The sequence below is a fragment of the Shinella sp. WSJ-2 genome, assembly GCF_003432075.1.
Classification (GTDB): Bacteria; Pseudomonadota; Alphaproteobacteria; order Rhizobiales; family Rhizobiaceae; genus Shinella.
The window spans coordinates 82,529-106,131 of the sequence record NZ_QWBU01000001.1; the positions used below are offsets into that span (position 1 = coordinate 82,529).

The window sequence follows — 23,603 nt, forward strand, 5'->3', positions numbered from 1 at the left end:
GAAAACACGGACGAAAAGGCCGCCTCCGGGCGGCCTTTTTCATTGGAATTCGAAGATGTTGCGGAAAACGCCCGGTGCGATGATCGACAGCGGGTTGATGTTGAGCTGCGGTTTGTCGAAGGGACCGGACAGTTTGAAGGTGATGCCGATCAGCCCACGGTCGTTGCCGTTGCCGAGAATGATGCCGATCAGCGGCAACTCGGCAAACAGTCGGTTGAGCCCATAGGCTGGCATGAATGTACCGGTCATCTCGGTCTGGCCGTTGGCATCGCGCACGACGCCTTGGAAGGTCGCACCGACCGTTTCGCCGCGCACCACGCCGTTTTCCAGCGCCAGCGTCCCGCCGCCGACGCGCACCTGGGCAAAACCGCGCGAAAACTTGACGGCACTGACGTCGATCTGCTTGCGCACCGCATCATTGAGGCTCCGCCCGTCGCCGCCAGTCGGCGTGGAGACCAGCGAGTGCAGTCGCTCTTCGTTGACGAGCGCGAAATTGCGGATGTCGACGGAGCCGCGCCAGCCGCCGCCGGTGGTTTCGCGCAGGCGTACATTGAGGAGCCCGCCCCGCATGTTGCGGTAGATATCGGCAAAACGCGCAACGGAGCCGGCATCGCCGCTCGTCAACTGGATGGCATCCGAGCCACCGCTCTGCACCATCTGCCCGACGACCGGTGCTCCGTTTTCCGTCACGGCCGAAAGATCGACGGCGGAGATGCGGCTTCCCGTCGCCGCATAGCTGAGGCTCACATTGTTGAGGCTTTCTCCATTGAAACCGACGGCCCTCGCCAGCTTGGCCTTGATGCTCGTTCCCTGTTTGCCTTTGCCGTCACCGCCACCGCTTGCATTCTTCAGACGTCCCAGTACGGCCCGCACATCCGCCGAATCACCGTTCACGGCGACCGCATAGCCCGCCTTGGTGCGATCCACCACCAGCCGGAACCGATCGTCCGCCGATAGCTGCACCGTGGAGAAACTGGCCGAATCGAGCGTCGAACCGTTAAAGACAAGATCGCCCGCCACCTTGAAACCGTCGCCGGCGAAACGGAAATCGGAAACGCGCGTCGTGCCGTCCTTGGTATCCGCCGTCAGCGTCACCTTGCCGCCGATGCCCGCCCCCTTCGTCCAGCCGAGCCAGGGCACAGAGACGGCGGCAGCTCCAAGGTCGGCTTCCACGGTGCGGGGGCCGTCGCCGTCCTGCTCCATCCGGATGGAAACCTCGCCTTCGACGACATCGTCGAGACCCGGCAGCAGCTTGCGTCTGTCCTTGTTGCTCAGCGTTGCCGAAAGCACCGTCTGGCGCGTGATGCCGGCAGCCTTGTTGACGGGTTCGACCAGCGCCAGATCGAGCGTCACGCCGTCGATATCGGCCTTCGCCTTGAGGTTCGCCTGCTGCGGATCGATGGTGAGCACGCCGTGCAGCGCCGTCACATCGCGGCCGGCAATCGGTTTGCGCACATCGACATCGTCGAGGTCGAGCGTTGCCGTCCATTGCGGCGGCGGCGGCTTATGGGCGGAGATCACGCCGAAATGCGCCTTGACCTTGGCCTTGACCTGACCGCTGAAATCCTCCGGCGCAAAGCCGGTCGCCGGAAGCGCGCGGATCGGCCGGTAGGTCACAAGCTCGGCAATGGCATCAGCATTGCCGGCGACATCAATGTCCATGTCGGCCATCAACGGCTTGGTATAGTTGTCGGGCAGCACGAATGTACCGCCGGTCAGCGCCACAGAGCGGCCGGACGGGAAATAGGCCGTGCCGCCGGCGATGCCGATCTCGGTGCGCGGCCCGCGCAGACGGAAGGTGCCGGATGTGTCGCGCAGCGGCGGGATATCGCCGGCGATGTTCATACGCGCACCCTTGATGTCGAAGTCGATCTTCAGCTCGTCTTCGGTGAGATGCATCGGCACGCCCGGTTCGCGCTTGCGGCCGGCTGCGAGATAAAATTCGATGCGGCCATTGGTGACCGTTCCGCCGAAAATGTTCTTCGCCACCCAGCTGCGCGCCGTCTTGGCCATCCAGAACGGCCAGAACTGCTTGACAGCGGCCGATTGCAGTTCGCTGGCGATCATCACGAAGCTGACCTCAGGCTCCTTGTCGCCGAATTGCAGGGCAAGCGAACCGGCGATGCTGCCCTTGTCGCTCGCCACCGCCATTTCCTCGAAGCGCAGGCTCTTCGCCTTGGCGAGATAATAGCCGTTCACCTTCGCGTCGAAACGGATGGGCGCCTCGCCGGTGTCGGAAGGCCGGGTGATCGCGTTGCTGAAGACGAGGTCGATGGCAAAGCCCTTCTCCGTCCTGTCGGAAACGCGGTCCAGATCGATCAGCCCCCCGGTGAAGGGAAACATCGACTGGCCCACCCCGGCATCCGTCGAGGCAAGCTCGATCGAGCCCTTGTCGAAATTATAGCTGACCTTCACGGACGACGGGCGCAACTCGGCAGCAACGCCATCGCCATAGACGGAACCGGCGGAAAGTTTGACATCAAGGCTGAGAGACGGCTTTGCCCCCTCCACCTCGCGCGAGGCGCTGACGGAGACATCCGCAGCCGTATCGACACCGGCATGCACCGCACCCTGCGGGTCATAGCTCAGCATGAAGTCGCCGAGATCGACATTTCGGATCGCACCGTTGATCGTGCGGACGGCGCCGGCCGCGCCCGACGTGGTGAGGTCGATCTCGCCCTGCTCGCCATTGATGGTGAAGTGCCCGTCGATCGACATGCTCCGGCCACCCTCACGGGTGAATTGCAGGTTCGCGACATCGAGCGTGACAGGCTTGCCGTCCGGGCCGCGGAACGTCGCGCCAAGATCGGAAATGCGAATGGTCTGCATGCCATTCGCCTCGATCAACGTGCTGATGCCGTCTAGGCGCTCGAAGGTGGTCTCGAGATAGTCGGGCATGTCGGAGATGCGGAGCGCCGCGAGATCGAGCGGCGCGCTCTTCGGCAAGAGCGCGGCATTGAACATGGCGCCGTCTACATCGAGGCTCGACACCGCGACGCGGCCGGACAAAAGCGCCGTCGGATCGAGCACCATGCCGACCGAGGCGGTCGTGGCAAGCTCCTGGCCGGATTCGACATCGATGATACGGGCATCCTCGGCCTTCAGCGCGAGCCGGCCGAACCCGGAAAGGCGCACCACGGTGTGATCGACCGATGCGCGGTAGCGCGGTCCGAGCGCCTTGTTGATCGCGGCGACCGCACGGGCGTTCAGCGTGCTGTCGAAAGTTCCCATCTCGACCAAGCCGACGATCAGGGTGCCGATGAGCAGAAGGAGGGTGACGGTCGCCGCTGCCAGCCGCATGCAGATATTGGTGCGGCTCGCATCCACCGCATGCAGCACGATGGGCTCATGCGCCTGCGCGGACGGCAGGTCATGCAGCGGAACGATGTCCTTTCTGCGGAACACGACTTTCTCGCCGCGGACTTCGTCCATCTCGCGCTGGTTTCCTTTCCCAAGTCGCAACATCACACCGTCGCAACGTTATCCCACGGAATCGCCGCGCATCGCCCTGACGTCGCTGGACGATTCTGTCAGCCACTATATATGCGGGAGGCCGGCTGCTTGACTCAAAAAACCGGCCAAAGAAAGGAAATCCCATGGCAGAACTGGTACCGGGCGCCGAAGCGCCGGATTTCACCCTTCCACGCGATGGCGGCGGCACGATTTCCCTCTCAGGCTTCAGGGGAAAGCCCGTCGTGCTGTTCTTCTATCCGAAGGATGACACCGAGGCCTGCACCCTGGAAGCCAAAGATTTCACCGCCGCGAAGCCGGATTTCGACGCAGCCGGCGTCGCCCTCATCGGTCTTTCGCCCGATCCGGTGAAGAAGCACGACAAGTTCGTCAAGAAATACGAGCTCGGCGTACCGCTCGCCTCCGATGAGAGCCTCGAGACCCTCGAAGCCTATGGCGTGTGGAAAGAAAAGAGCATGTATGGTCGCACCTATATGGGTGTAGAGCGCACGACGGTTCTCATAGACGCCAAGGGCAAGATCGCCGAGGTCTGGTCAAAGGTGAAAGTCAAGGGACACGTCGACGCAGTTCTCGACGCGGCCAAGAAACTCTAGTTTTCCGGCAGGGTTTTCACGTGGCAGACCTTCCTCCTATCGAAAGCCTGCGCGGTGGCGCCACCATGGCCATCGCCTCGGCCGATCTCGACCTCAAGGCCGACCTGACGCAGGAGACGGCGCGGCGCTGGTTTGCCCGCACGCTGTCCATGCGGTCACCACTCGACCCCGCCCTTCCGGTGCGGCCCGGTCGGCCAACGAAACCCGAGCTTATTCCGCCAAAGCACATGGAGAAGCGCTCCCTGCACACGGAAAAGGGCCGCATAGCACTGCTCCATGCGCTCGCACATATCGAGCTCAACGCAGTGGACCTTGCGCTCGATATCGTCGCACGCTTCACCACGGAGCGCGTACCACATTCCTTCTTCGACGGCTGGATGCAGGTGGCCTTCGAAGAGGCGAAACATTTTAGGCTGATCCGCGACCGGCTGCGCGAACTCGGCGCTGAGTATGGTGACCTGCCGGCGCATGACGGTCTGTGGAAGGCTGCGCATGACACGCGCAACGACCTCACCGCCCGCCTCGCCGTCGTGCCGCTCATCCTGGAGGCACGCGGCCTAGACGTGACGCCGACGCTGCAGATGAAGATGCGCGAAACCGGCGACCATGCCAGCGCCGATATCCTCGACATCATCTACAACGACGAAAAGGGTCACGTGGCTGTGGGGGCGAAGTGGTTCCGCTTCCTCTGCGCCCGCGAGAAGAAAGACCCTTCGGCAACCTTCAGGGAGCTGGTACGCAGCAATTTCCGCGGACCGCTCAAGCCGCCGTTCAACGATGTCGCCCGCGCGGAAGCCGGCCTAACGCCCTCATTCTACCGCTCGCTGGTTTCCGTCAGTCAGAGCTAATATTTCATCGCCAAGGCAACCCGGCGAAAGGCTTTATTAACCCTAACAATGTGTAATTCCCCACACGAGACCAAAGGAATCGGTCGGGGAGTTTGTAGTGGCGGAGCGTCCTGAAAACCGCGTATTCGGAAAGCGCGCGAAGCAGCATGTCGTAATCCTGGCAAGCGGCGACAAGATCCGTCATATGACGATCCGTCCCTGGATGGCGGCCGTCACCTTTTGCTTTGCTGGCGTTTTCACCGTCGGCTATCTTGCCGCTACCTCCTATCTCGTACTGCGCGACGACCTGATCGGTGCCACCATGGCCCGTCAAGCGCGCATGCAGCACGATTACGAAGACCGCATCTCGGCTCTTCGCGCCCAGGTCGACCGCGTCACCAGCCGCCAGCTTCTTGACCAGCAGGTTGTGGAAGAAAAGGTTGAAAAGCTGATGCAGCAGCAATTGGCGCTGTCCGAACGCCACGGCAAGCTCGACGCCCTGCTCAATCGCGCTGAGACCGGCACCCCTTCTGGCGACGTGCCGCAGCCCGATGAAAACCCCATAGCGGACGGCCGCCGCGCCGATGCCTCCAGTGCAATCGATGCCATCATGGGCTCGACCGGTGGGGCGTCGCAAAAATCATCCGCGCTCGCCTATGCATCAACGGGCGAATCGGTCGCAGACCGGGCCGACCGGCTGTTCTCCCGCGTGACACTCTCCCTCAAGGACTTGGAGCACGAGCAGATTGGCCGCATCCAGTCGCTGACAGCGGGCGCGTCCGAGACAGCCAATGCCATCCAGACGATCCTGCAGCGCAATGGTTTCGACGTCGCGGAAACGGCCGGAAACGATGCCGAGACCGGCATCGGCGGCCCCTTCGTCGAGCCGGAAACCTTCACCGATCCTTTCGAGGCGTCGATCAACGACCTCGACGACGCGCTGGATCGCCTTGACAGCGCGCGCCGCTCGGCCCGCAAGCTGCCCTTCGGAAACCCTTCGCCAGGCGCCGGCATCACCAGCCGTTTCGGCAACCGCACTGACCCGTTCCTCGGCCGACTGGCGCTGCATGCCGGCATCGATTTCCGCGTCAGCACGGGCAGCGAAGTGCATTCGACAGGCGCCGGAACGGTTGTCGTCGCCGGCCGCAACGGAGGTTATGGCAATATGGTCGAGATCGACCACGGCAACGGTCTGACCACCCGCTACGCCCATCTCTCGCGCGTCCTCGTCAAGGTCGGCGACCATATCGAAGCCGCCGACGCCGTCGGTCTCTCGGGCACGACAGGCCGATCCACCGGTCCGCATCTGCACTACGAGGTCCGCCGCGACGGCAAGGCAATCGACCCTATGCGCTTCCTGACGGCGGGCATGAAACTGACCACTTATATGGATTGACGGACGCAAGCCGCCCACCTTCTAAAGCCGAAAGCGATGGCCAGAGGGTTCAAATTGCTTGCGGATTTACCAAATTCGCTGATTTCCTTGACTTTCCGGCGCTTTGGGCCTAAGTGCGCTGCATCCTAGCGGCGATGTGCCCGCTGCAACCCATTGCGTTCGTAAGAACCGGAACGGAAACCTTTTTCCTTTGACCACTTTTGCTGATCTTGGCCTGAGCCAGAAAGTCCTGTCCGCCGTTATAGACTCGGGCTACACAATCCCGACCCCGATCCAAGCTGGCGCCATCCCGCCAGCGCTCGCGCGGCGCGACATTCTCGGCATCGCCCAAACGGGCACCGGCAAGACTGCCTCCTTCGTTCTTCCGATGCTGACGCTGCTCGAAAAGGGCCGCGCCCGTGCCCGCATGCCCCGCACGCTGATCCTCGAGCCGACGCGAGAACTCGCCGCACAGGTCGCGGAGAACTTCGAAAAGTACGGCAAGAATCACAAGCTCAACGTTGCCCTCCTCATCGGCGGCGTCTCCTTCGATGAACAGGACCGCAAGCTGGAGCGTGGCGCAGACGTCCTCATCTGCACGCCCGGCCGCCTGCTCGACCATTGCGAACGCGGCAAGCTGCTGATGACCGGCGTCGAAATCCTCGTCATCGACGAAGCCGACCGCATGCTCGACATGGGCTTCATCCCCGATATCGAGCGCATCGCCAAGCTCATCCCCTTCACACGCCAGACCCTGTTCTTCTCGGCCACCATGCCGCCGGAAATCCAGAAGCTGGCCGACCGCTTCCTGCAGAACCCGGAGCGGATCGAAGTGGCGCCGCCGTCCTCCACGGCCAAGACCGTGACGCAGCGCTTCGTCGCCACCCACAGCAAGGATTACGAGAAGCGCGCCACGCTGCGCGACCTCATTCGCGCTCAGGAAGACCTCAAGAACGCGATCATCTTCTGCAACCGCAAGGTCGATGTCGCCGATCTCTTCCGCTCGCTCGACCGCCATGGCTTCTCCGTCGGCGCGCTGCATGGCGACATGGACCAGCGTGCCCGCACGACGATGCTGGCCAATTTCAAGGAAAACAAGCTCACGCTTCTCGTGGCCTCCGACGTCGCCGCGCGCGGCCTCGATATCCCTGATGTGAGCCATGTCTTCAACTTCGACGTCCCGATCCACGCCGAGGACTATGTCCACCGCATTGGCCGCACCGGTCGTGCCGGCCGCTCGGGCGCCGCCTTCACCCTCGTCTCCAAGCGCGACGGAAAGTTCGTCGATGCCATCGAAAAGCTGATCGACCAGAAGGTCGAGTGGCTGAACGGCGGCCTCGAGGACCTGCCGGCGGCTGCCGAGAGCGAGGAGCGCGAACGGCCCCGCAACGGGCGCGATCGCGGTGGTCGTGACCGCGACCGTGATCGTTCCCGCGGACGCAACAAGGGCGAAGCCCGCGTCCAGGAACCCCGTATCGAGACCGTTGAGATTGAAGAAAAGGTTGAAGCCGTGAAAGCTGAACGCAAGGCGGAAGGGCGGCCGCAGAACAATCCCGCTCGCAACCCGCGGGCCGCAAACCATGCCGCCCCGCGCCCGGCCAACGACGACAGCCGTGACCGCCGCAACCGCTACCGCCGCGACGAGGATGATGGTCCGACGCCGCTCGGCTTTGGCGACGACGTTCCGGCCTTCATGCTGATCGCCGGCAAGGCCTGATCTGAGAGAATGCCAATACCCGGTATCGATGTGCCAGGCCTCGGATGCGGCCTGGCCATTTTGCGTGAGGGCAAGCTGCTGCTCTACCGGCGTCTACGCGCGCCGGAAGCCGGCACGTGGAGTATCGTCGGCGGCAAGGTCGATCATATGGAGCGGGCGGTGGACGCGGCACGCCGCGAGGCCGAGGAGGAATCCGGCCTGACCATCGGCGCCGCCGATTTCCTCTGCATCTCCGAACAGATCATCACGGAGGAGCGCCAGCACTGGCTGTCGCTCATCTATGTCTGCGAGGATTTTTCCGGTGAGGCGCGCGTCGTGGAGCCGGAAAAGCTCCCGGAATTCGGCTGGTTCCCGCTCGATGCCCTCCCCGCGCCGCTTTCGCGCTTTGCGGCGGATGCCGTGGCGGCACTGCGCGCCCGCGAGGCTTAGAACCGGGCGGTTGCCCCCAGGATGAAAGTGCGGCCGCGGCCGTTCCTGATGCCGTTGTAATTGTCCATCAGGCCGGAATTCGCCTTCATGTAATCCTTGTTGAAGACGTTCTCGACATTGACGAACACTTTTGCATTCTCGTTGATCTGCCACGAAGCATTTGCATCGAACAGTGTGTAGCTCGGCAGATTGTAGGCCATGGCCTCGTTGATATAGGCCTGCTTGCTCTTGCCGGTGTAACGCATGCGCCCGCCGACCGTCAGCGCTTCGTCGAAGAAGCGCATGCCGACGTCGAGCGTTGCGAAATCGTCCGGGAGTTTGCCGACATCGCCGACGCCGGCGGCAACGCCTTCCGGCTGGGCAGTGTCGGCAATCGTCACCGAGAAGCCGGCGAAGTAGCGTCCGGCGTCGTAGCCGCCCTCAATCTCCACACCCTTCATGATCGTCGTGCCGTCAACATTGACCCAGCGCATCGTGCCGTCGGTGTCAAGATCGAAGGTGATGTAGTCGCGGATGCGGTTGTGGAAATAACCGACCTTCAGCCAGCCCGCGTCGCCGCTCGTAAGGAGGTCGCTGCCCTTGAGGTTGACGCCGAGATCGATGCCGCGGCTCTTTTCCGGCAGCAGGTTCGGATTGTTGTTGATCGGATCGGACGAGCCGTCGAAGCTGTGGCCGCCGGGATAGAAGACCTCGGACGCCGTTGGCGGGCGCGAGGTGTGGGCATAGGTGATGTAGGGCTCCAGCCAGTCGAACGGGCGCGCGGAAATGGTAACCTTCGGGTTGAGGTCACTGCCCGAGCGGGACAGCGTGTCGATCGGGCACGGCTCCCCTCCTCCTGGGCAACCATTGCTCCCCGGCGCGTGGTAGCCGGTGATGCCGTCGAGCGACCAGTAATCATAGCGCAGGCCGCCGGTTACGTCGAAGATACCGCGACTGATCGTGGCCTCGGCAAATGTGCCTGCCTTGACCAGCGTCCCGTCAGGGTTCGCACCGCGCTTGGCATTGCCCTTGTAACGGTCTCGGCTATAGGCGGCGCCGTAGTAGAGTTTCAGCTCGGTCTCGTCATTGAGATCGAAACGCATGCGGTTGGAAATGTCGAAGCCGGTCGACGTGTTTGTACCCTTGCGGCCGTCGAAGGAACTGACATTGCCGTTGGTGCCATCGAATTCCATATCCGTGATATTGAGATAGGCATTGGCGCGCAGATCGAAGAGATCGTCACCGGGCGAATAGGAATATTTCGCAGTATAGGTCTGGTTGTTGACGACCCAATTGTAGCCGGACGTGCCGGGCAGAAATTCATTGCCGTACCAGATGCCGCCGAGCTGCAGCTTGTGGTCAGAGTTCGGCGCCAGGTTCACCTTGAACAGACCGGATTTCGCATGCTGATCGCCGCCGAAGGGATAGATTATGCCGGCGCCGTTCTCGTATGGGCTCTTCTTGGTGTCGCTGATCGCGCCAACGACGCTCATCTCGCCTTCGCCGAGCTCCGTACGAGCCGCACCGGTGAGAAGCCGCGAATAGTCGAAACCGTTGGTGCCGGCGCGTATGCTCGACATCACGCCGACATCCTTGCCCGGCAGCAGCACGTCATCCACATCGAGCGTGCGGAAATTGGCGGATCCCGATAGTGTGCCCATGCCCTCGGCGCCGGACACGGCGCCGCGTGTGACATCGACTCCGACAAGCATGTTCTGCTCGACATAGAGCAGCGTGTCGAAGGTACCGCCGTGGCCGGAAAGATTGCTAAAGGTCTGCGGCACGCCGTCGATCATGCTGTTGACGCGGCCATTGCCCTGCATGCCGCGAATGTTGACGGTGATGCCCGGCTGGTCGGCCGGCTCGCGAGTGAAGGTGCCCGGTGTGGAGCGTAAAACCTGCATCGCGTCGCCGGCATACTGCTCCTGCACCTTGATGCGATCCGACTTGGAAACGGCAGCGGGGATATCGGCGATCCCGTCGCCGTCGCTGTCCCCCTCGACGTTGATCTGCTGCAATACCGTCGTTTCGGCATCCTGCGCATGGGCTGGGGCCAGAACCAAAAGCGCGAGCGCCATGGCCGTGCCCGCCAGAAGCGTAGACGCATGAAAACGATTATATTGCATGGAAACCTCACCCGACTGCAGGCCGCACGCGACGCGCGGTCTCCTCGGTAATGGTCAACATGACAAATAAAGTCAAGTTTAATTGCGACGAAATACCGGCGCTTATTTCGCCCGGAGCGCCGCTTCGTAAGCGCGGCCCACCCAGACCGCCATCTCGTCCGGATCGTCGAACGCTGCATCGGGAATGGACCAGTAGGGCATTTTCACCGGCTTGCCGGTCTGCTTGCCGTCATAGGCCCATTGCCGACTGCCGGCGGCCTCGAAATCGGGCGCACTCCGGGCATCCGCTTTCAACAGGATTTCACCCTGCACCTCCAGCGCGAGGATGCGGCCCTCATGGTAGATGCCCTTTCCACCGAACATACGCTTGATGGTCACCGGCCCCAACGCCTGAAACATCTCCTCGATGGCCTCGCGGTCCATGTCCTACCCCTTCAGAATGCCGCCGGCGGCGAGCACCGCCTCTGGCGTATCCACATCGACATGCGCCGCTTCGCCGATTTCGACATCCACGATGTCGAGCCCGGCACTTTCGACGATATGCCGCGCACCGACATCGCCTTCAAGCTGGAGCAGCGCGGAAAATGTTGCGCGCGGAAGGACGACGGGATTGCCGCGCTTGCCGCCCGAGACCGCGCGCGCCACAGCTTGTCCGCCCGCGGCCGCAAAGACGTCCAGCAGCCGGCGCACGTCCGCGCCCGTGACATGCGGCATGTCGGCAAGCATGACCGCGACACCATCGCAGCCCGGTCCAAGAGCCGAAACCCCTGCGCGAAGCGAAGTCGACATGCCTTGCGCATGATCGGGATTGCGGATGACGTCCACATCCAGCCCAGACAGTTCCGCCTCGATTTCCTCGGCCCGATGGCCCGTCACGACCAGCACACGCGCCGGTCCGGCGGTAAGCGCCGCCTCCACCGAACGCCGCACCAGCGCCTGACCATCGAAGGCCGCCAGCAGTTTGTGGCTGCCGTTCATGCGGCTGGCGCGGCCGGCGGCCAGCACCAGTGCAGTAACGGAGAGCGGCCGCTCCGCCGCGCGCAGATCGCGCGGCTGCGGCCGGCTTGGAATTTCCGTCAATAAGCCGCCGACGCCCATGCCGGTAATCTCCTCTGATCCCGGATTTTCGCCGGCAAAGATGCGGGCGAGAACCCAGTCGAAACCGTTTTCCTTGGGGCTGCGCGCGCAACCCGGCGCCCCGATCACCGGCACCGTGCCGATGCGGCCGAGGACCAGCAGGTTGCCCGGATCGACCGGCATACCGACATGCTCGACAACCCCTCCCGCCGCACGAATGGCGGCGGGAATGACATCGTTGATATCCGTCACTGCCGAAGCGCCGAACACCAGGACGAGATCGTTGTCCCGCGCCGCTTCGGCCACGGCCTTAGACAGTTCCGGCGCTCGATGCGGCACGCGCACCTCATTCGTCAGCCGGCTACCGGAAGGTCGCAGCCGCTGTTCCACGAGCCGGCGGGTCTTGTCCATCACCGACGGCTTGAGCGTCGGCAGCTCCGTAGCGACGAGACCGACGCGACAGGACGCGAAGGGCTTGACCTCCAGCGCCCGGCTCGACGCCATCACCCCGGCCGCCTTGCGCACAAGACTGCCGGGCACGGCGAGCGGGATGATCTTGATCGTCGCCACCATGTCGCCGGCATTCAGGCTCGCATGGTCCGGCAGGGTGGCGATGGTGATCGCCGGGTCCACCCGATTGAAGCGATCGATGGCCGCCCGGTCAGCGACGAAAAGCCCGTTCACCGTGGCATGCAGGTTGATGCGCCCCGTTGCAGACGGTGTGAACCGCAGATGATCCGGCGGAATGGCCGCCGCGATCAGCGACGCCGCCTCGTCTTCGCCGATATCGTCAGGCTCCAGCCGTACAGCGATAACGGTTGCGACGCCCTCAGCGACAAGCGCTTCACGATCCTGCGCCGTCACCACATGGCCCTTGTGAAGCGACAACCCGACCGTGCGCACGCCATGCGCCAGCCGCGTGCCAACCGCGTCGGCGACCGCGATTTCACCGAAGATCATGGCGCGGCACCGCGCAGCGACCGGCGGCGGAGATGCGCGACAGTGTCGGCGAGGATCGCGACAGCGATCTCGGCAGGACTTGCGGCGCCGATATCGAGGCCGATGGGCGCAGAGATCTTCGCTATGTCCGCTTCGCTATGCCCAAGCGCTGTCAGGCGCTCGACGCGCTTGGCGTGGGTTTTCCGGCTGCCGAGCGCACCGACATAGAAACAGCCCGCAGTCAGCGCCTGCGACAAGGGAACATCGTCGATCTTCGGATCGTGCGTCACCGCGACGAGCGCCGTATAGGCATCGAGCGGCCGCGTCTTCAGCGCGTCCTCCGGCCAATCCGCGACAAGGTCGATGCCGGCAAAACGCTCTTCCGTGGCAAAGGCGGTGCGCGGGTCGATGATCGTGACGTCGAAGCCGGCGATCTCCGCCATTTTCGCCAGAGCCTGGCTGATATGCACCGCGCCGATGATGACGATGCGGGCGGGCGGCAGGTGGACGTTGAGGAAGAATTGTCGCGCCTCCGCCTCGACCAGCCCGGATTTACCGGAACGGAAGGCGGCGGCAATCGCCTCGCCGAGCGGTCCGGCTACCGGATCGCCCTCGCGGATCACCCGGTCACGGCCATCGCCGAGATCGGTGAGATGGATGACGGCGTGACGGGCGGCGCGCTCCGTGTTGAGCTTGCGCAGGAGAAAGGGATCCATCAGCCGACACGCTCCACATAGACCCGGATGCGCCCGCCGCAAGACAGGCCGACACGCCAGGCGGTCTCATCGGCCACGCCGAATTCCAGCATACGCGGCTCGCCGTCGGTAATCACCTCCATCGCCTCGCCGATCACGGCCCCTTCCACACAGCCGCCGGAGACGGAGCCGTGGAAATTGCCCTCGCCATCGATGACCAGATGGCTGCCGACCGGGCGCGGCGCCGAGCCCCAGGTTTCCACGACGGTGGCGAGCGCCACCATGCGCCCGTCGTCCATCCAGCGTTCGGCGATGGTCAGCGGGTCGAGCGTTTCGTTTGCGTCCATCCTGTCCTCCTCACGCATCCGGCAGGAAACGCCGGGGATCGCCCGCACCGCGGGGCGCGGCACCGGAGAGTGCCGCCACCAGATCGGCCATGGCGTTCAGATTGTGCACCGGCCGCAACTCGTCGACATGTGGCAGCATTGCCCTCACCCCGCGTGCCCGCGCCTCGAACCCCTCGAAGCGCAGCAGCGGATTGAGCCAGACCAGCCGCCGGCACGAACGATGCAGCCGGTCCATCTCCTTTTCGAGCAGATCGATGCCGTCACGTTCCAGCCCGTCGGTGATGATGAGCACCACGGCCCCCTGCCCCAGCACGCGGCGCGACCAGAGCCGGTTGAATTCCTTCAGCGTCTCGCCGATGCGCGTGCCACCCGACCAGTCGCTGACCGTCTGGCTACAGGCCTCCACCGCAACATCGGGATCGCGATTGCGCATCGGACGAGTGACATTCGTCAACCGCGTGCCGAACAGGAAGGCATGCACCCGCCGCCGGCTTTCGCCGAGCGCATGCAGGAAATGCAGGAAGATGCGGGTGTACTGGCTCATCGAGCCCGAGATATCGGCGAGCACGACGAGCGGCGGATGCACCGTCCTGTGCTCCCGGTGGCGCGGCAGGATGAGCGCGCCGCCGGTGCGCATGGCATGACGCATCGTGGCGCGTGCATCCACGGCGACCGGCCGGGTCGACGGGCGGAAGCGGCGTGTGCGCACGGCATCCATCCGCAGGACGAGACGGGAAATCGCCCGCTTGGCGGCAGCAAGCTCGGTGGCGGACATCTGGGCGAAATCGGTGCGGCGCAGCACTTCGCTGCCCGAGGCGGTCAGGCGTGAGTCGATCTCGATATCCGGCTCGTCGCGCTGACGCTTCTCGTTCTCACGCCCGCCGAACAGCGCATCGGAAACCCGAGTTTCGCCCGCCTTGCGCTTTTCCCGCTCCTCTTGCCGCGTCACGACCGGCGACATCAGCGCGATCATCTTTCCCACAAGATCGCGCGAGCGCCAGAACAGGCGGAACGCCTCGTCGAAAACGGCATCGTCCTCATGGCGCTTGACGAGCGTGGCATGCAGCGCCGTGTAGAATTCCTCCCGCTCGCCGATGCCGATCGCCTGCACCGCCTCGATAGCATCGGTCACGGCCGCGGGGCCAAGCCGCAGCCCCGCCTTACGCAGCACGCGGGCGAAAAACACGATATTGTCGGCGAGACGGCCGTCCGCTGTGGTGCCTAGAACCTGGTTTTCCGCCCTTGCCGCCATCGCTCAGCCCGTCGCCGCCAGCCCGGCCTTGACGTCATCGAGCAGCTTGCGCCCTTCGGCACCGTCGATGCGCGCGATGTCGTCCTGATATTTGAGCAGCGTGCCGAGCGTGTCGGACACGGTTTCGGGATCGAGCGCCACGCGGTCGAGTTCGGTGAGCGCCGTCGCCCAGTCGATTGTTTCGGCGACACCAGGGTTCTTGAAGAGATCGAGCGCGCGCAGTTTCTGCACATAGGCAACGACCTGCCTGGACAGGGTTTCGTTGCAGCCTGGCACCTTGCGGCGGATGATCTCCAGCTCCTGCGCGGCTTCAGGATAGTCCACCCAATGATAGAGACAGCGTCGCTTCAGGGCGTCATGCACCTCGCGGGTGCGGTTCGTCGTGATAATGACGATGGGCGGCTCGACGGCGCGGATCGTGCCGAGCTCCGGCACGGTCACCTGAAAATCGGAGAGCACTTCCAAGAGGAAGGCCTCAAAGGCCTCGTCGGTGCGGTCCAGCTCATCGATGAGGAAGATCGGCGCCCGGCCGTCCGGCACGGACAAGGCTTGCAGCACGGGGCGGCGGATGAGGTAGCGCTCGGAGAAGATATCGGCCTCGATGCGGCTGCGATCCGTGGTGCCGGAGGCTTCCGCAAGCCGGATTTCCAGCATCTGCGCCGGATAGTTCCACTCATAGACAGCAGAGGAAATGTCGAGGCCTTCGTAACATTGCAGACGGATCAGCGGCCGGTCGAGCGCTGCCGACAGCACCTTGGCGATCTCAGTCTTGCCGACACCGGCCTCGCCCTCAAGAAAGAGCGGCCGCTTCATGCGCAGCGACAGAAACAACACCGTCGCCAACGATCGCCCGGCCAGATAATTGCCCGAGGCCAGCATTTCAACGGTTTCGTCGATCGATTGCGGGATGTGTCCAGGCTGATAGGGCACGCAACTCCTCCATTCGGGAGGAGGAGACTATAGCGTGTGGTAGCCCCGGTCCATATAGACAAGCGCCGGTTTGTGCTCGCCGAAGGTTACGCCCTTCACCTCGCCGATCAGCATCATGTGGGTCGCCATGACCTTGAGTTCGATCAGCCGGCAATCGAAGGAGGCAAGCGTGCCCTTCAGTACCGGCGCGCCAGTCACTAGCTCCTCCCATTCGCCCATCGCGAAACGCTCTTCGGCAGATAGCGCGGGATCGCGGCCGGAAAAGGCGTTGGCGAGGTGCATCTGGTCGGCGGCAAGCGTGTTGAGCGCGAAATTGCCGCTTTTCGAGAATATCGCATTTTTCGCGTTGGAGGCGTTGACGCAGGCGAGCACCATGGCCGGGTTGTCCGAGATGGAGCAGGCGGCCGTGATGGTCACGCCGCGTTTCTCGCCCTCATGGGCCGTCGTCACGATCTGCACATGGCCGGCATAGCGGCTCATCGCATCGCGGTAGAGCGACGCATCCAGCATCAATCTGTCCAACACGGCGTTCTCCTTCATCGTCAGTGATACATGGCGAAAGTGAAGAAAAATGTAAGCCCCGATGTCGAATTTTCCTGTCTTGTCAGAGACAAGCGGCAAATCGCATCCATATTTCCCTTTGACCTTGCAGGCCCCGACCGTACAAAGGGCATATCGCGACCGATGGATTGAGAATGAAGACCATTTTTCTTGCGAGCCTTTTCGGCAGCGCCCTCCTCGCCGCCTCCCCGGCCCCGGCAGTCGGCCTCACCATCGCGGTGGTTGCACCAGATGCAGGACCGCTTGCTATTCTCGGCCAGCAGGTGCGCGACGGCGCCCGCGTCGCCGCCGAGGCGAACGGCGATACGATCGTGGAAATCCCTGAGGGCTGCGACGAGAAGGATGGCGACGGTATCGCCAAGGCGATCCTCTCGGCCAATGCCGTCGCGGCCGTCGGCTTCCTCTGCACCGAGGGTCTTTCCGCCGCGCTTCCCGCGCTTTCCGAGGCGAAGGTGCCGGCCATCACGCTTTCCGTGCGCTCGGGCATTCTCATGGAAGATGCGCTGAAGAAGAAATGGCCGCTCTTTCGCCTGGCTCCCGGCCCCAAGGCGGAGGCCGACAAGGCGGTGGAGGTCATCACGCGCGACTGGAAATCCGCGCCCTTCGCGCTGATCGACGACGGCACGATCCATGCCCGCGAGCTCGTCGAGGCCATTCGCCTGCGGCTGGAAGAGGTCGGCATGAAGGCGGCCTTCGTCGATACGTACCGCCCGGCGCAGGAACAGCAGCTCACCCTCGTGCGCCGGCTCGCCAAGACCGGCGTCACCCATGTATTCGTCGGCGGTGACCGGACGGATGTGGCGGTCATCGCCCGCGACGCCGCGGCGGAGAAGGCACCGCTCGCCTTGCTGGGCGGCGAGGCGCTGGTTGGAGCCGATCCGACCGTGCCGATGACGGATGGCGTCGAGGCCATCGCGCTGCCGGACTATCAATCCCTGCCAGCAGGCGAGCCGGTGGCCAAGGCCATGCTGGCACGCGATATCGTCGCCGAAGGTTATGTGCTTCCCGCCCATGCCGCGGTGATCGCGCTTGCGGCCGCCGCCGCCGAGGGCGGCGATCTCGCCGAAAAACTCGCAGCCGGCCGGTTCGACACCGCCGTTGGTCCCCTTGCTTTCGGCGCGGATCACGAACTGAGCGCCAATCCGTATCAGTTGCTCGTCTGGAAGGATGGGGCCTTCGTCCCTGCCGGCACGACGCCCGAAAGCGAATGACGATGCGACCGGGCGCGAGAAACCTCATCACTGACGTCGCGGGCCTGAAGGTCGGCAATGCGGGGGATCATCCCCTGAAATCCGGCGTGACCGTCGTGTTCTGCGAAGAACCGGCGACGGCGGCCGTTCAGGTGCTCGGCGGTGCGCCCGGAACACGCGAGACCGATCTCCTCGAACCGCACAACACCGTGCAGACGGTGGATGCCCTCGTGCTGTCAGGCGGCTCGGCCTTCGGGCTCGATGCGGCAACCGGCGTGCAAGCGGGACTGCGCGAGATGGGGCGCGGCTTTGCGGTCGGCCCGCATCGCGTGCCCATCGTTCCTGCCGCCATCCTGTTCGACCTGATGAATGGCGGCGGCAAGGACTGGGGTCGCTATTCGCCCTACCGCGAACTCGGTTATGCGGCACTCGAAAATGTCGGCACCGATTTCGAGACCGGCAGCGTCGGCGCCGGCACCGGGGCGCTCACCGCCACCTTCAAGGGTGGCCTCGGCTCGGCCTCGACCGTGCTCACGGAAGGTTTCACCGTCGGCGCGCTCGTCGCGGTCAATGCGCTCGGCTCCGCGACCGTCGGCGAGACCAGGCATTTCTGGGCGGCCCCCTTTGAGGAAGACGGCGAATTCGGCGGCCTTGGCCTCCCCGCGCCCTTTCCGGTCGAAGCCCGTTTCCCGCGCACAAAACTCTCCGCCCGCCCGAGCGGCACGGAAAACACCACCATCGCCGTTATCGCCACCGATGCCGTGCTGACCAAGGCGGAGGCAAAGCGGCTTGCCATCGCCGCCCATGACGGTTTTGCCCGCGCGCTCTGGCCTGCGCATACGCCGCTCGACGGCGATCTCGTCTTCGCGCTCGCCACCGGCAAGAGCGGCCGTACGCCGGCACCGGAGGATTTCATCGCGCTCTGCGCCGCCGCCGCCGCCACCATGGCGCGCGCCATCGCCCGCGGCGTGCACGATGCGACGCCGATGGAGGGCGATGTGCTGCCAAGCTGGGCGGGGCGGTGAATTCGCCCGTTGTTCCCCCCTGCCGGGAATGATATGGCGACGGCAAAATTCCTGCCACGGAGCCTGACATGACCCTTCCCATGCGGATCGCCCCTTCCATCCTCGCCGCCGACTACGCCAAGCTCGGTCAGGAAGTGCGCGATGTCGTCGCCGCCGGCGCGGACTGGATCCATCTCGACATTATGGACGGCCATTTCGTGCCGAACATTTCCTTCGGCCCCGATGTCATCAGGTCGCTGCGCCCGCACACTGACGCCTTCTTCGATTGCCACCTGATGATCTCGCCCGCCGATCCCTATCTCGAAGCCTTCGCCAAGGCCGGCTGCGACGGCATCACCGTGCATGCCGAGGCCGGCCCGCATCTCGACCGGTCGCTGCAGGCGATCCGTGCGCTCGGCAAGCGTGCCGGCGTGGCCATCAATCCGGCCACGTCGGAAAGCGTGCTGGACTATCTGCTCGACAAGATCGACCTCATCCTCGTCATGACAGTCAATCCCGGCTTCGGCGGCCAGAAATTCATTCCGGCCATGCAGGAAAAGCTGCGTCGCGTAAAGAAGATGGTCGGCGACCGTCCGATCGAGATCCAGGTCGACGGCGGCATTGCTGTCGATACGATCGCCCTGCCGGCCGCCTCCGGCGCCAATGTCTTCGTCGCCGGCTCGGCGATCTTCTCGGGCGGTCATGTTGACGCCTATCGCAAAACCATCGACACTCTGCGCAGCAATGCGGAGGGTGCGCGGGCGTGACGATGGTGCGGAAAGCGGCGGCTATCCTGCTGGGGCCTCTGCTGACGGCGGCCACCGCCTCGGCCGGCGATTTCGCGAGCTTCCAGCCGCTCGGCTTTTCGCCGGATGGAAAGGTCTTCGCCTTCGAGGAATTCGGCGTACAGGACGGATCAGGCTTTCCCTATTCCACCGTCTATTTCATCGATACCGAGAAAGACGCCTATCTCAAGGGCACGCCGATCCGCGTGCGCATCGACGACGAGACGGCGGGCCTTGGCAAGGCGCGGGCAGAAAGCCGCGACAAGGCGAAGGCGCTGATTGCCGAACACAAGGTGCTCGACACCCCCGGCGTTCTCGCCGCCTTCAACCCGATGGGCGAGGTCGGCGCGGATCGCAATCGCATCAAATACCTGCCCTATGCCGTCGAGCCGACGCCGGGCGGCAGCTATGCGCTGGCGCTCGAGGATATCCCGCTGCCGGTGTCGGAAAACTGTCAGGACATCACGCCCGACGGCGGCAAGGGCTTTCGCCTGAAGCTCGTCAAGCGTGATGGCCAAGCGGCCGATACGGTGCTGCACGAAGACACACGCGTGCCCGAAAGCCGCGCATGCCCGATCTCCTACCAGATATCGGGCGCCATGACCTTCCATCCGCTGGCCGCCGAGCCTGTCCATGTGGCGCTGGTCCTCGTCCGCAGCTTCGGCTTCGAAGGTGCCGACGGCCGCTGGGTCGCCGTACCCTTCCGGCCCTGACATGGGCGCACCCGCATCCAATACGCCCTTGGGCGGGCGTGTACCCATCTTCCCCTCGCTTGCGCTCTGCCTCGGTGGGGCGGTCGCCTGGGGCCTGCTGATGGTGGCCTGCGCGTTTCTTTCCCTGCATATGGAAGGCCGCGACGCGAATTTTCATCTCGTAAAGCTGCTTCTCATCTATTTCGCGGGCGGGCTTTGCGCTTGGCTGATCGCCCTGCCGCTTGCCCGCTTTCTCACGCGCAGGCGCGGCACCGAGACGCGCTTTGCTGCCCATTTCGCCCTGCTCAGCCTCGCGACGGTCGCCCTGACGGCCTTTTGGTTCGCGATGGACTACCGGCTGTTCTATGCGCGCTGGCACCAGCCCTTCGGCACGCGCGTCTGGGTCTATCAGTTCCTCTTCACGTCGGCCGGCGCCACCTACCAGTTCTTTGTCATGGGCCTGCGTCTCTACCTGCCGGTCGGCCTGCCGATCCTGGCGGGCGCCAGCCTCTGGCTCGCCTTATCCATGCCCCGGCGCATGCGTTGAGTTTGTCGGCGTTGAGCTTGCCGGCCATCTTTGCTAAAGCGGCGGCAATTCCCACCCTCCCAAGGAAAGTCTAGAACCGATGATCCCTCGCTATTCCCGACCGGACATGGTCGCCATCTGGTCGCCCGAAACGAAGTTCCGCATCTGGTTCGAAATCGAAGCCTATGCCTGCGACGCGCTGGCGGAACTTGGCGTCATCCCGAAATCGGCGGCCGAGACGATCTGGGAAAAGGGTGGCAAGGCCGAATTCGACGTCGCCCGCATCGACGAGATCGAAGCCGTCACCAAGCATGATGTCATCGCCTTCCTGACGCATCTCTCGGAATTCGTCGGCCCCGACAGCCGCTTCGTGCACCAGGGCATGACCTCGTCCGACGTGCTGGACACGACCTTCAACATCCAGCTCGTGCGCGCAGCCGATATCCTGCTTGCCGGCGTGGACCGCGTGCTGGCCGCGCTGAAGGCCCGCGCCTTCGAGCACAAGGACACGATCCGCATCGGCCGCAGCCACGGCATCCATGCCGAGCCGACGACGATGGGCCTGACGCTCGCCCGCTTCTATGCCGAGATGGACCGCAACCGCGCCCGCCTCGTCGCTGCACGCGCGGAGATCGCGACCGGCGCGATCTCGGGCGCCGTCGGCACCTTCGCCAATATCGATCCGTATGTCGAAGAGCATGTCTGCGCCAAGCTCGGCCTGACGCCCGAGCCCGTCTCCACGCAGGTCATCCCGCGCGACCGTCACGCCATGTTCTTCGCCACGCTTGGCGTCATTGCCTCATCGATCGAGAATGTCGCGATCGAGATCCGCCACATGCAGCGCACGGAAGTTCTGGAGGCCGAAGAGTTCTTCTCGCCGGGCCAGAAGGGTTCGTCGGCCATGCCGCACAAGCGCAACCCGGTGCTGACGGAAAACCTGACGGGCCTCGCCCGCCTCGTGCGCATGGCCGTGACGCCCGCCATGGAAAACGTGGCGCTCTGGCACGAGCGCGACATCTCGCATTCCAGCGTTGAGCGCGGCATCGGCCCGGACACGACCATCACGCTCGACTTCGCGCTGAACCGGCTTGCCGGCGTCATCGAGAAGCTGGTGATCTACCCGGACAACATGCTGAAGAACCTCAACAAGTTCCGCGGTCTCGTCCATTCGCAACGCGTCCTGCTGGCCCTGACCCAAGCCGGCGTTTCGCGCGAGGATTCCTACCGCCTCGTACAGCGCAACGCGATGAAGGTCTGGGAACAGGGCAAGGACTTCCTGGAAGAACTGCTGGCCGACGCCGAAGTACGCGCCGCCCTTACCGAAGAGCAGATCCGTGAAAAGTTCGATCTCGGCTACCACACCAAGCATGTCGACACGATCTTCCGCCGCGTTTTTGGCACGGTCTGATCACGGCTGAATTGTAGCGATGGCGCCAACGGCGCCATCGCTCCCCTCTGGCGGGCGGTCTCCGCTCTCCTCCTCACGGCGCCGCCCCCGGAACCGAACTATCCCTCGTCAACGATGATCTTGCGGTACAGATGCCATGTGGCGTGACCGAGGATCGGCATGATAACGGCAAGCCCGACGAAAAGCGGGATCGTGCCGACGACCAGCAATGCCGCGACGATGAGACCCCAGCAGGCGATCGGTAGCGGATTGACCAGCGTGGCGCGCAACGAGGTCTCGATGGCGGCGACGGCGCCGACATCCCGGTCAAGCATCAGCGGAAAGGCGATGACGGTCGTGGCGAGCACGACCAGCGCGAAGCAGAAGCCGATGGCATTGCCCGCCAGCATCAGGAGCAGTCCGTTTTCGGAGCTGAAGATGGAGGCGAGGAAAAGCGCCAGCGACCGCGGCGGCTCCGGTCCGAACAGGCTGGTATAGAGCATCTGGGCAAAGACCAGCCACGCCACGAACAACACCGCCAGCATGGCCCCGACGACGAGGATCGATGGCAGGGCCGGCGAGTTGCGCACCTCCAGCGCGTGACGCCAGGATGTATCCATGCCCCGCTCGCGCCGCCGGCTGATCTCGTAGAGACCGAGCGCAAGAAACGGACCGAGCAGCGCGAAACCCGCAATCAACGGAAAGATCAGCGGTAACATGTTCGCACCCGAACTCCAGGTGACGAGCACGACGCCCGAGATCGGATAGATAAGGCTCAGGAAAACGTAATGGGACGGTTTGGCGCGAAAGTCGTCGAAGCCGCGCGCCAGCGCGTCGCCGATATCGGACAATCCGATCCGCCGCACGGCGGGACGCGCCACCATGTCACTGGCGCCCGCCATCACATGAAAAGTCGTCATGACCATTCCTCCTGCCGGTTTTCAGCCGTCACGGCATCAGCACGTGTGGAGGGCAATTGTCCGCCACCACGGTGAACCGTGATTGGCATTGAGAACGGAATCATACACCCGCCAACAGATTTGTCCCACCCTCTTGACTTCAGCACTTCGTGAACGCACATCCGGCGCATGAAAGCCTCAGAAGCAGACATTCTCATCGTGCCCGGGCACACCAATTCCGGCCCCGACCATTGGCAGAGCCGCTGGCAGTCGAAGCTGGCCTCGGCGCGCCGCGTCGAGCAAGCGGAATGGGAAAAGCCGGTGCGCGAAGACTGGGTGCAGCGGATCGTTGATGAAGTCGCGGCGGCCTCCAAGCCCGTCGTGCTGGTGGCGCATTCGCTGGGAGTCGCGGCGGCCATCCATGCTGCGCCGCATCTCGGCAACAAGGTGGCGGGCGCGTTCCTCGTCGCGCCGCCGGATCTCACCAAGCCGGATATCGAGCCCGCACATCTGACGTCCTTTGGGCCCTATTCACGCGAGCCGCTCGTCTTCCCATCGCTTGTCGTCGCCAGCCGCAACGATCCGTTCGGGGCGTATGAGCATGCCGACGACATCGCCGCCGCCTGGGGTTCGCTGCTACTCGATGCCGGTGAGGCCGGGCACATCAACACCCAGTCCGGCCATGGTCCCTGGCCTGAGGGAACCATGGTGTTCGCGCAGTTCCTGAGCAAGCTCAAGCCGCCGGCCTGACGGTGCGTCCAATTCGCCATTAAGAGGAATTTCATAGAAATCCTGCACGCTG

At 64.0% G+C, this 23,603-nt stretch carries 22 protein-coding genes; 12 read left to right on the forward strand and 10 right to left on the reverse strand.

Annotated elements, in window-relative coordinates:
- Positions 1 to 39 precede the first annotated feature (39 nt).
- Positions 40 to 3,432, reverse strand: a complete 3,393-nt coding sequence (locus D0Y60_RS00455; protein WP_158565353.1) for a DUF3971 domain-containing protein — start codon at positions 3,430 to 3,432, stop codon at positions 40 to 42.
- 164 nt (positions 3,433 to 3,596) lie between these two features.
- On the opposite strand from D0Y60_RS00455, the gene D0Y60_RS00460 reads away from it, so the two are divergent.
- The 5 genes from D0Y60_RS00460 to D0Y60_RS00480 all read left to right on the forward strand — a co-directional run bounded on the left by D0Y60_RS00460 (position 3,597) and on the right by D0Y60_RS00480 (position 8,412).
- Complete coding sequence (locus D0Y60_RS00460; protein WP_117366180.1) at positions 3,597 to 4,064, forward strand: peroxiredoxin; 468 nt, start codon at positions 3,597 to 3,599, stop codon at positions 4,062 to 4,064.
- Between the two features lie 65 nt (positions 4,065 to 4,129).
- Complete coding sequence (locus tag D0Y60_RS00465) at positions 4,130 to 4,912, forward strand: ferritin-like domain-containing protein (protein ID WP_117366181.1); 783 nt, start codon at positions 4,130 to 4,132, stop codon at positions 4,910 to 4,912.
- A 97-nt stretch (positions 4,913 to 5,009) separates the two neighbouring features.
- Positions 5,010 to 6,287, forward strand: a complete 1,278-nt coding sequence (locus D0Y60_RS00470) for a peptidoglycan DD-metalloendopeptidase family protein (RefSeq protein WP_245409049.1) — start codon at positions 5,010 to 5,012, stop codon at positions 6,285 to 6,287.
- A 190-nt stretch (positions 6,288 to 6,477) separates the two neighbouring features.
- Complete coding sequence (locus D0Y60_RS00475; RefSeq protein WP_117366182.1) at positions 6,478 to 7,983, forward strand: DEAD/DEAH box helicase; 1,506 nt, start codon at positions 6,478 to 6,480, stop codon at positions 7,981 to 7,983.
- Positions 7,984 to 7,992: 9 nt separating this feature from the next.
- The gene (locus tag D0Y60_RS00480) at positions 7,993 to 8,412 is read left to right on the forward strand and encodes an NUDIX domain-containing protein (RefSeq protein ID WP_117366183.1); all 420 of its coding nucleotides are present in this window, start codon (positions 7,993 to 7,995) and stop codon (positions 8,410 to 8,412) included.
- Here the strand turns inward: D0Y60_RS00480 and D0Y60_RS00485 are convergent.
- From D0Y60_RS00485 to D0Y60_RS00520, 8 genes are all read right to left on the reverse strand, one after another.
- Positions 8,409 to 10,517: a TonB-dependent receptor gene (locus D0Y60_RS00485; RefSeq protein WP_117366184.1), complete on the reverse strand. Its 2,109-nt coding sequence runs from the start codon at positions 10,515 to 10,517 to the stop codon at positions 8,409 to 8,411. The genes D0Y60_RS00480 and D0Y60_RS00485 overlap by 4 nt on opposite strands.
- 102 nt (positions 10,518 to 10,619) lie before the next feature.
- Positions 10,620 to 10,940, reverse strand: coding sequence for a TfoX/Sxy family protein (locus tag D0Y60_RS00490; RefSeq protein ID WP_117366185.1), 321 nt, complete (start codon positions 10,938 to 10,940; stop codon positions 10,620 to 10,622).
- Positions 10,941 to 10,943: 3 nt separating this feature from the next.
- Complete coding sequence (locus D0Y60_RS00495) at positions 10,944 to 12,554, reverse strand: molybdopterin-binding/glycosyltransferase family 2 protein (protein WP_117366186.1); 1,611 nt, start codon at positions 12,552 to 12,554, stop codon at positions 10,944 to 10,946.
- Positions 12,551 to 13,249: an XdhC family protein gene (locus tag D0Y60_RS00500; protein ID WP_117366187.1), complete on the reverse strand. Its 699-nt coding sequence runs from the start codon at positions 13,247 to 13,249 to the stop codon at positions 12,551 to 12,553. Before D0Y60_RS00500 ends, D0Y60_RS00495 begins: the two co-directional genes overlap by 4 nt.
- Positions 13,249 to 13,575, reverse strand: coding sequence for an XdhC family protein (locus D0Y60_RS00505; RefSeq protein WP_117366188.1), 327 nt, complete (start codon positions 13,573 to 13,575; stop codon positions 13,249 to 13,251). The genes D0Y60_RS00500 and D0Y60_RS00505 overlap by 1 nt, the downstream gene beginning before the upstream one ends.
- Before the next feature lie 10 nt (positions 13,576 to 13,585).
- Positions 13,586 to 14,827 (reverse strand): VWA domain-containing protein, encoded by a 1,242-nt coding sequence (locus D0Y60_RS00510; RefSeq protein WP_117366189.1) that lies wholly within the window; start codon positions 14,825 to 14,827, stop codon positions 13,586 to 13,588.
- Positions 14,828 to 14,830: 3 nt separating this feature from the next.
- Positions 14,831 to 15,706 carry a MoxR family ATPase gene (locus tag D0Y60_RS00515; protein WP_117366975.1) on the reverse strand — a complete coding sequence of 292 codons (876 nt, stop codon included), beginning with the start codon at positions 15,704 to 15,706 and terminating at the stop codon, positions 14,831 to 14,833.
- Positions 15,707 to 15,784: 78 nt separating this feature from the next.
- Positions 15,785 to 16,282 (reverse strand): flavin reductase family protein, encoded by a 498-nt coding sequence (locus tag D0Y60_RS00520; RefSeq protein ID WP_117366977.1) that lies wholly within the window; start codon positions 16,280 to 16,282, stop codon positions 15,785 to 15,787.
- Between the two features lie 170 nt (positions 16,283 to 16,452).
- Here D0Y60_RS00520 and D0Y60_RS00525 point away from each other — a divergent pair, with 170 nt between their 5' ends.
- The 6 genes from D0Y60_RS00525 (at position 16,453) to purB (ending at position 21,923) form a co-directional block, all read left to right on the forward strand.
- Complete coding sequence (locus D0Y60_RS00525; RefSeq protein ID WP_117366190.1) at positions 16,453 to 17,529, forward strand: ABC transporter substrate-binding protein; 1,077 nt, start codon at positions 16,453 to 16,455, stop codon at positions 17,527 to 17,529.
- Between the two features lie 2 nt (positions 17,530 to 17,531).
- Positions 17,532 to 18,533, forward strand: a complete 1,002-nt coding sequence (locus D0Y60_RS00530; RefSeq protein ID WP_117366979.1) for a P1 family peptidase — start codon at positions 17,532 to 17,534, stop codon at positions 18,531 to 18,533.
- Positions 18,534 to 18,601: 68 nt separating this feature from the next.
- On the forward strand, positions 18,602 to 19,279 hold the full coding sequence (gene rpe, locus D0Y60_RS00535) for a ribulose-phosphate 3-epimerase (RefSeq protein ID WP_117366191.1): 678 nt from the start codon (positions 18,602 to 18,604) through the stop codon (positions 19,277 to 19,279).
- A 2-nt stretch (positions 19,280 to 19,281) separates the two neighbouring features.
- Entirely contained in the window at positions 19,282 to 20,010 is a 729-nt protein-coding gene (locus D0Y60_RS00540; RefSeq protein ID WP_117366192.1) for a DUF2259 domain-containing protein, read from the forward strand.
- A gap of 1 nt (position 20,011) precedes the next feature.
- Complete coding sequence (locus tag D0Y60_RS00545; protein WP_245409050.1) at positions 20,012 to 20,536, forward strand: hypothetical protein; 525 nt, start codon at positions 20,012 to 20,014, stop codon at positions 20,534 to 20,536.
- 79 nt (positions 20,537 to 20,615) lie between these two features.
- Positions 20,616 to 21,923 carry an adenylosuccinate lyase gene (gene purB, locus D0Y60_RS00550; protein ID WP_117366193.1) on the forward strand — a complete coding sequence of 436 codons (1,308 nt, stop codon included), beginning with the start codon at positions 20,616 to 20,618 and terminating at the stop codon, positions 21,921 to 21,923.
- Positions 21,924 to 22,021: 98 nt separating this feature from the next.
- Here purB and D0Y60_RS00555 read toward each other — a convergent pair whose 3' ends face one another.
- Positions 22,022 to 22,822, reverse strand: coding sequence for a DUF2189 domain-containing protein (locus tag D0Y60_RS00555; protein WP_117366983.1), 801 nt, complete (start codon positions 22,820 to 22,822; stop codon positions 22,022 to 22,024).
- A 168-nt stretch (positions 22,823 to 22,990) separates the two neighbouring features.
- Here D0Y60_RS00555 and D0Y60_RS00560 point away from each other — a divergent pair, with 168 nt between their 5' ends.
- Positions 22,991 to 23,551 carry an alpha/beta hydrolase gene (locus D0Y60_RS00560; protein WP_117366194.1) on the forward strand — a complete coding sequence of 187 codons (561 nt, stop codon included), beginning with the start codon at positions 22,991 to 22,993 and terminating at the stop codon, positions 23,549 to 23,551.
- Positions 23,552 to 23,603 lie beyond the last annotated feature (52 nt).

Bases quoted from the DNA above. Each gene is read 5' to 3' on its own strand.
- D0Y60_RS00505 (WP_117366188.1), bottom strand. From the start codon at position 13,575: ATGGACGCAAACGAAACGCTCGACCCGCTGACCATCGCCGAACGCTGG.
- D0Y60_RS00500 (WP_117366187.1), bottom strand. From the start codon at position 13,249: ATGGATCCCTTTCTCCTGCGCAAGCTCAACACGGAGCGCGCCGCCCGT.
- D0Y60_RS00485 (WP_117366184.1), bottom strand. From the start codon at position 10,517: ATGCAATATAATCGTTTTCATGCGTCTACGCTTCTGGCGGGCACGGCC.
- D0Y60_RS00525 (WP_117366190.1), top strand. From the start codon at position 16,453: ATGAAGACCATTTTTCTTGCGAGCCTTTTCGGCAGCGCCCTCCTCGCC.
- purB (WP_117366193.1), top strand. From the start codon at position 20,616: ATGATCCCTCGCTATTCCCGACCGGACATGGTCGCCATCTGGTCGCCC.
- D0Y60_RS00540 (WP_117366192.1), top strand. From the start codon at position 19,282: ATGGTGCGGAAAGCGGCGGCTATCCTGCTGGGGCCTCTGCTGACGGCG.
- D0Y60_RS00555 (WP_117366983.1), bottom strand. From the start codon at position 22,822: ATGACGACTTTTCATGTGATGGCGGGCGCCAGTGACATGGTGGCGCGT.
- D0Y60_RS00465 (WP_117366181.1), top strand. From the start codon at position 4,130: ATGGCCATCGCCTCGGCCGATCTCGACCTCAAGGCCGACCTGACGCAG.
- D0Y60_RS00460 (WP_117366180.1), top strand. From the start codon at position 3,597: ATGGCAGAACTGGTACCGGGCGCCGAAGCGCCGGATTTCACCCTTCCA.
- D0Y60_RS00480 (WP_117366183.1), top strand. From the start codon at position 7,993: ATGCCAATACCCGGTATCGATGTGCCAGGCCTCGGATGCGGCCTGGCC.
- D0Y60_RS00490 (WP_117366185.1), bottom strand. From the start codon at position 10,940: ATGGACCGCGAGGCCATCGAGGAGATGTTTCAGGCGTTGGGGCCGGTG.
- rpe (WP_117366191.1), top strand. From the start codon at position 18,602: ATGACCCTTCCCATGCGGATCGCCCCTTCCATCCTCGCCGCCGACTAC.
- D0Y60_RS00545 (WP_245409050.1), top strand. From the start codon at position 20,012: ATGGGCGCACCCGCATCCAATACGCCCTTGGGCGGGCGTGTACCCATC.
- D0Y60_RS00530 (WP_117366979.1), top strand. From the start codon at position 17,532: ATGCGACCGGGCGCGAGAAACCTCATCACTGACGTCGCGGGCCTGAAG.
- D0Y60_RS00495 (WP_117366186.1), bottom strand. From the start codon at position 12,554: ATGATCTTCGGTGAAATCGCGGTCGCCGACGCGGTTGGCACGCGGCTG.
- D0Y60_RS00515 (WP_117366975.1), bottom strand. From the start codon at position 15,706: ATGCTGGCCTCGGGCAATTATCTGGCCGGGCGATCGTTGGCGACGGTG.
- D0Y60_RS00560 (WP_117366194.1), top strand. From the start codon at position 22,991: ATGAAAGCCTCAGAAGCAGACATTCTCATCGTGCCCGGGCACACCAAT.
- D0Y60_RS00510 (WP_117366189.1), bottom strand. From the start codon at position 14,827: ATGGCGGCAAGGGCGGAAAACCAGGTTCTAGGCACCACAGCGGACGGC.
- D0Y60_RS00455 (WP_158565353.1), bottom strand. From the start codon at position 3,432: ATGGACGAAGTCCGCGGCGAGAAAGTCGTGTTCCGCAGAAAGGACATC.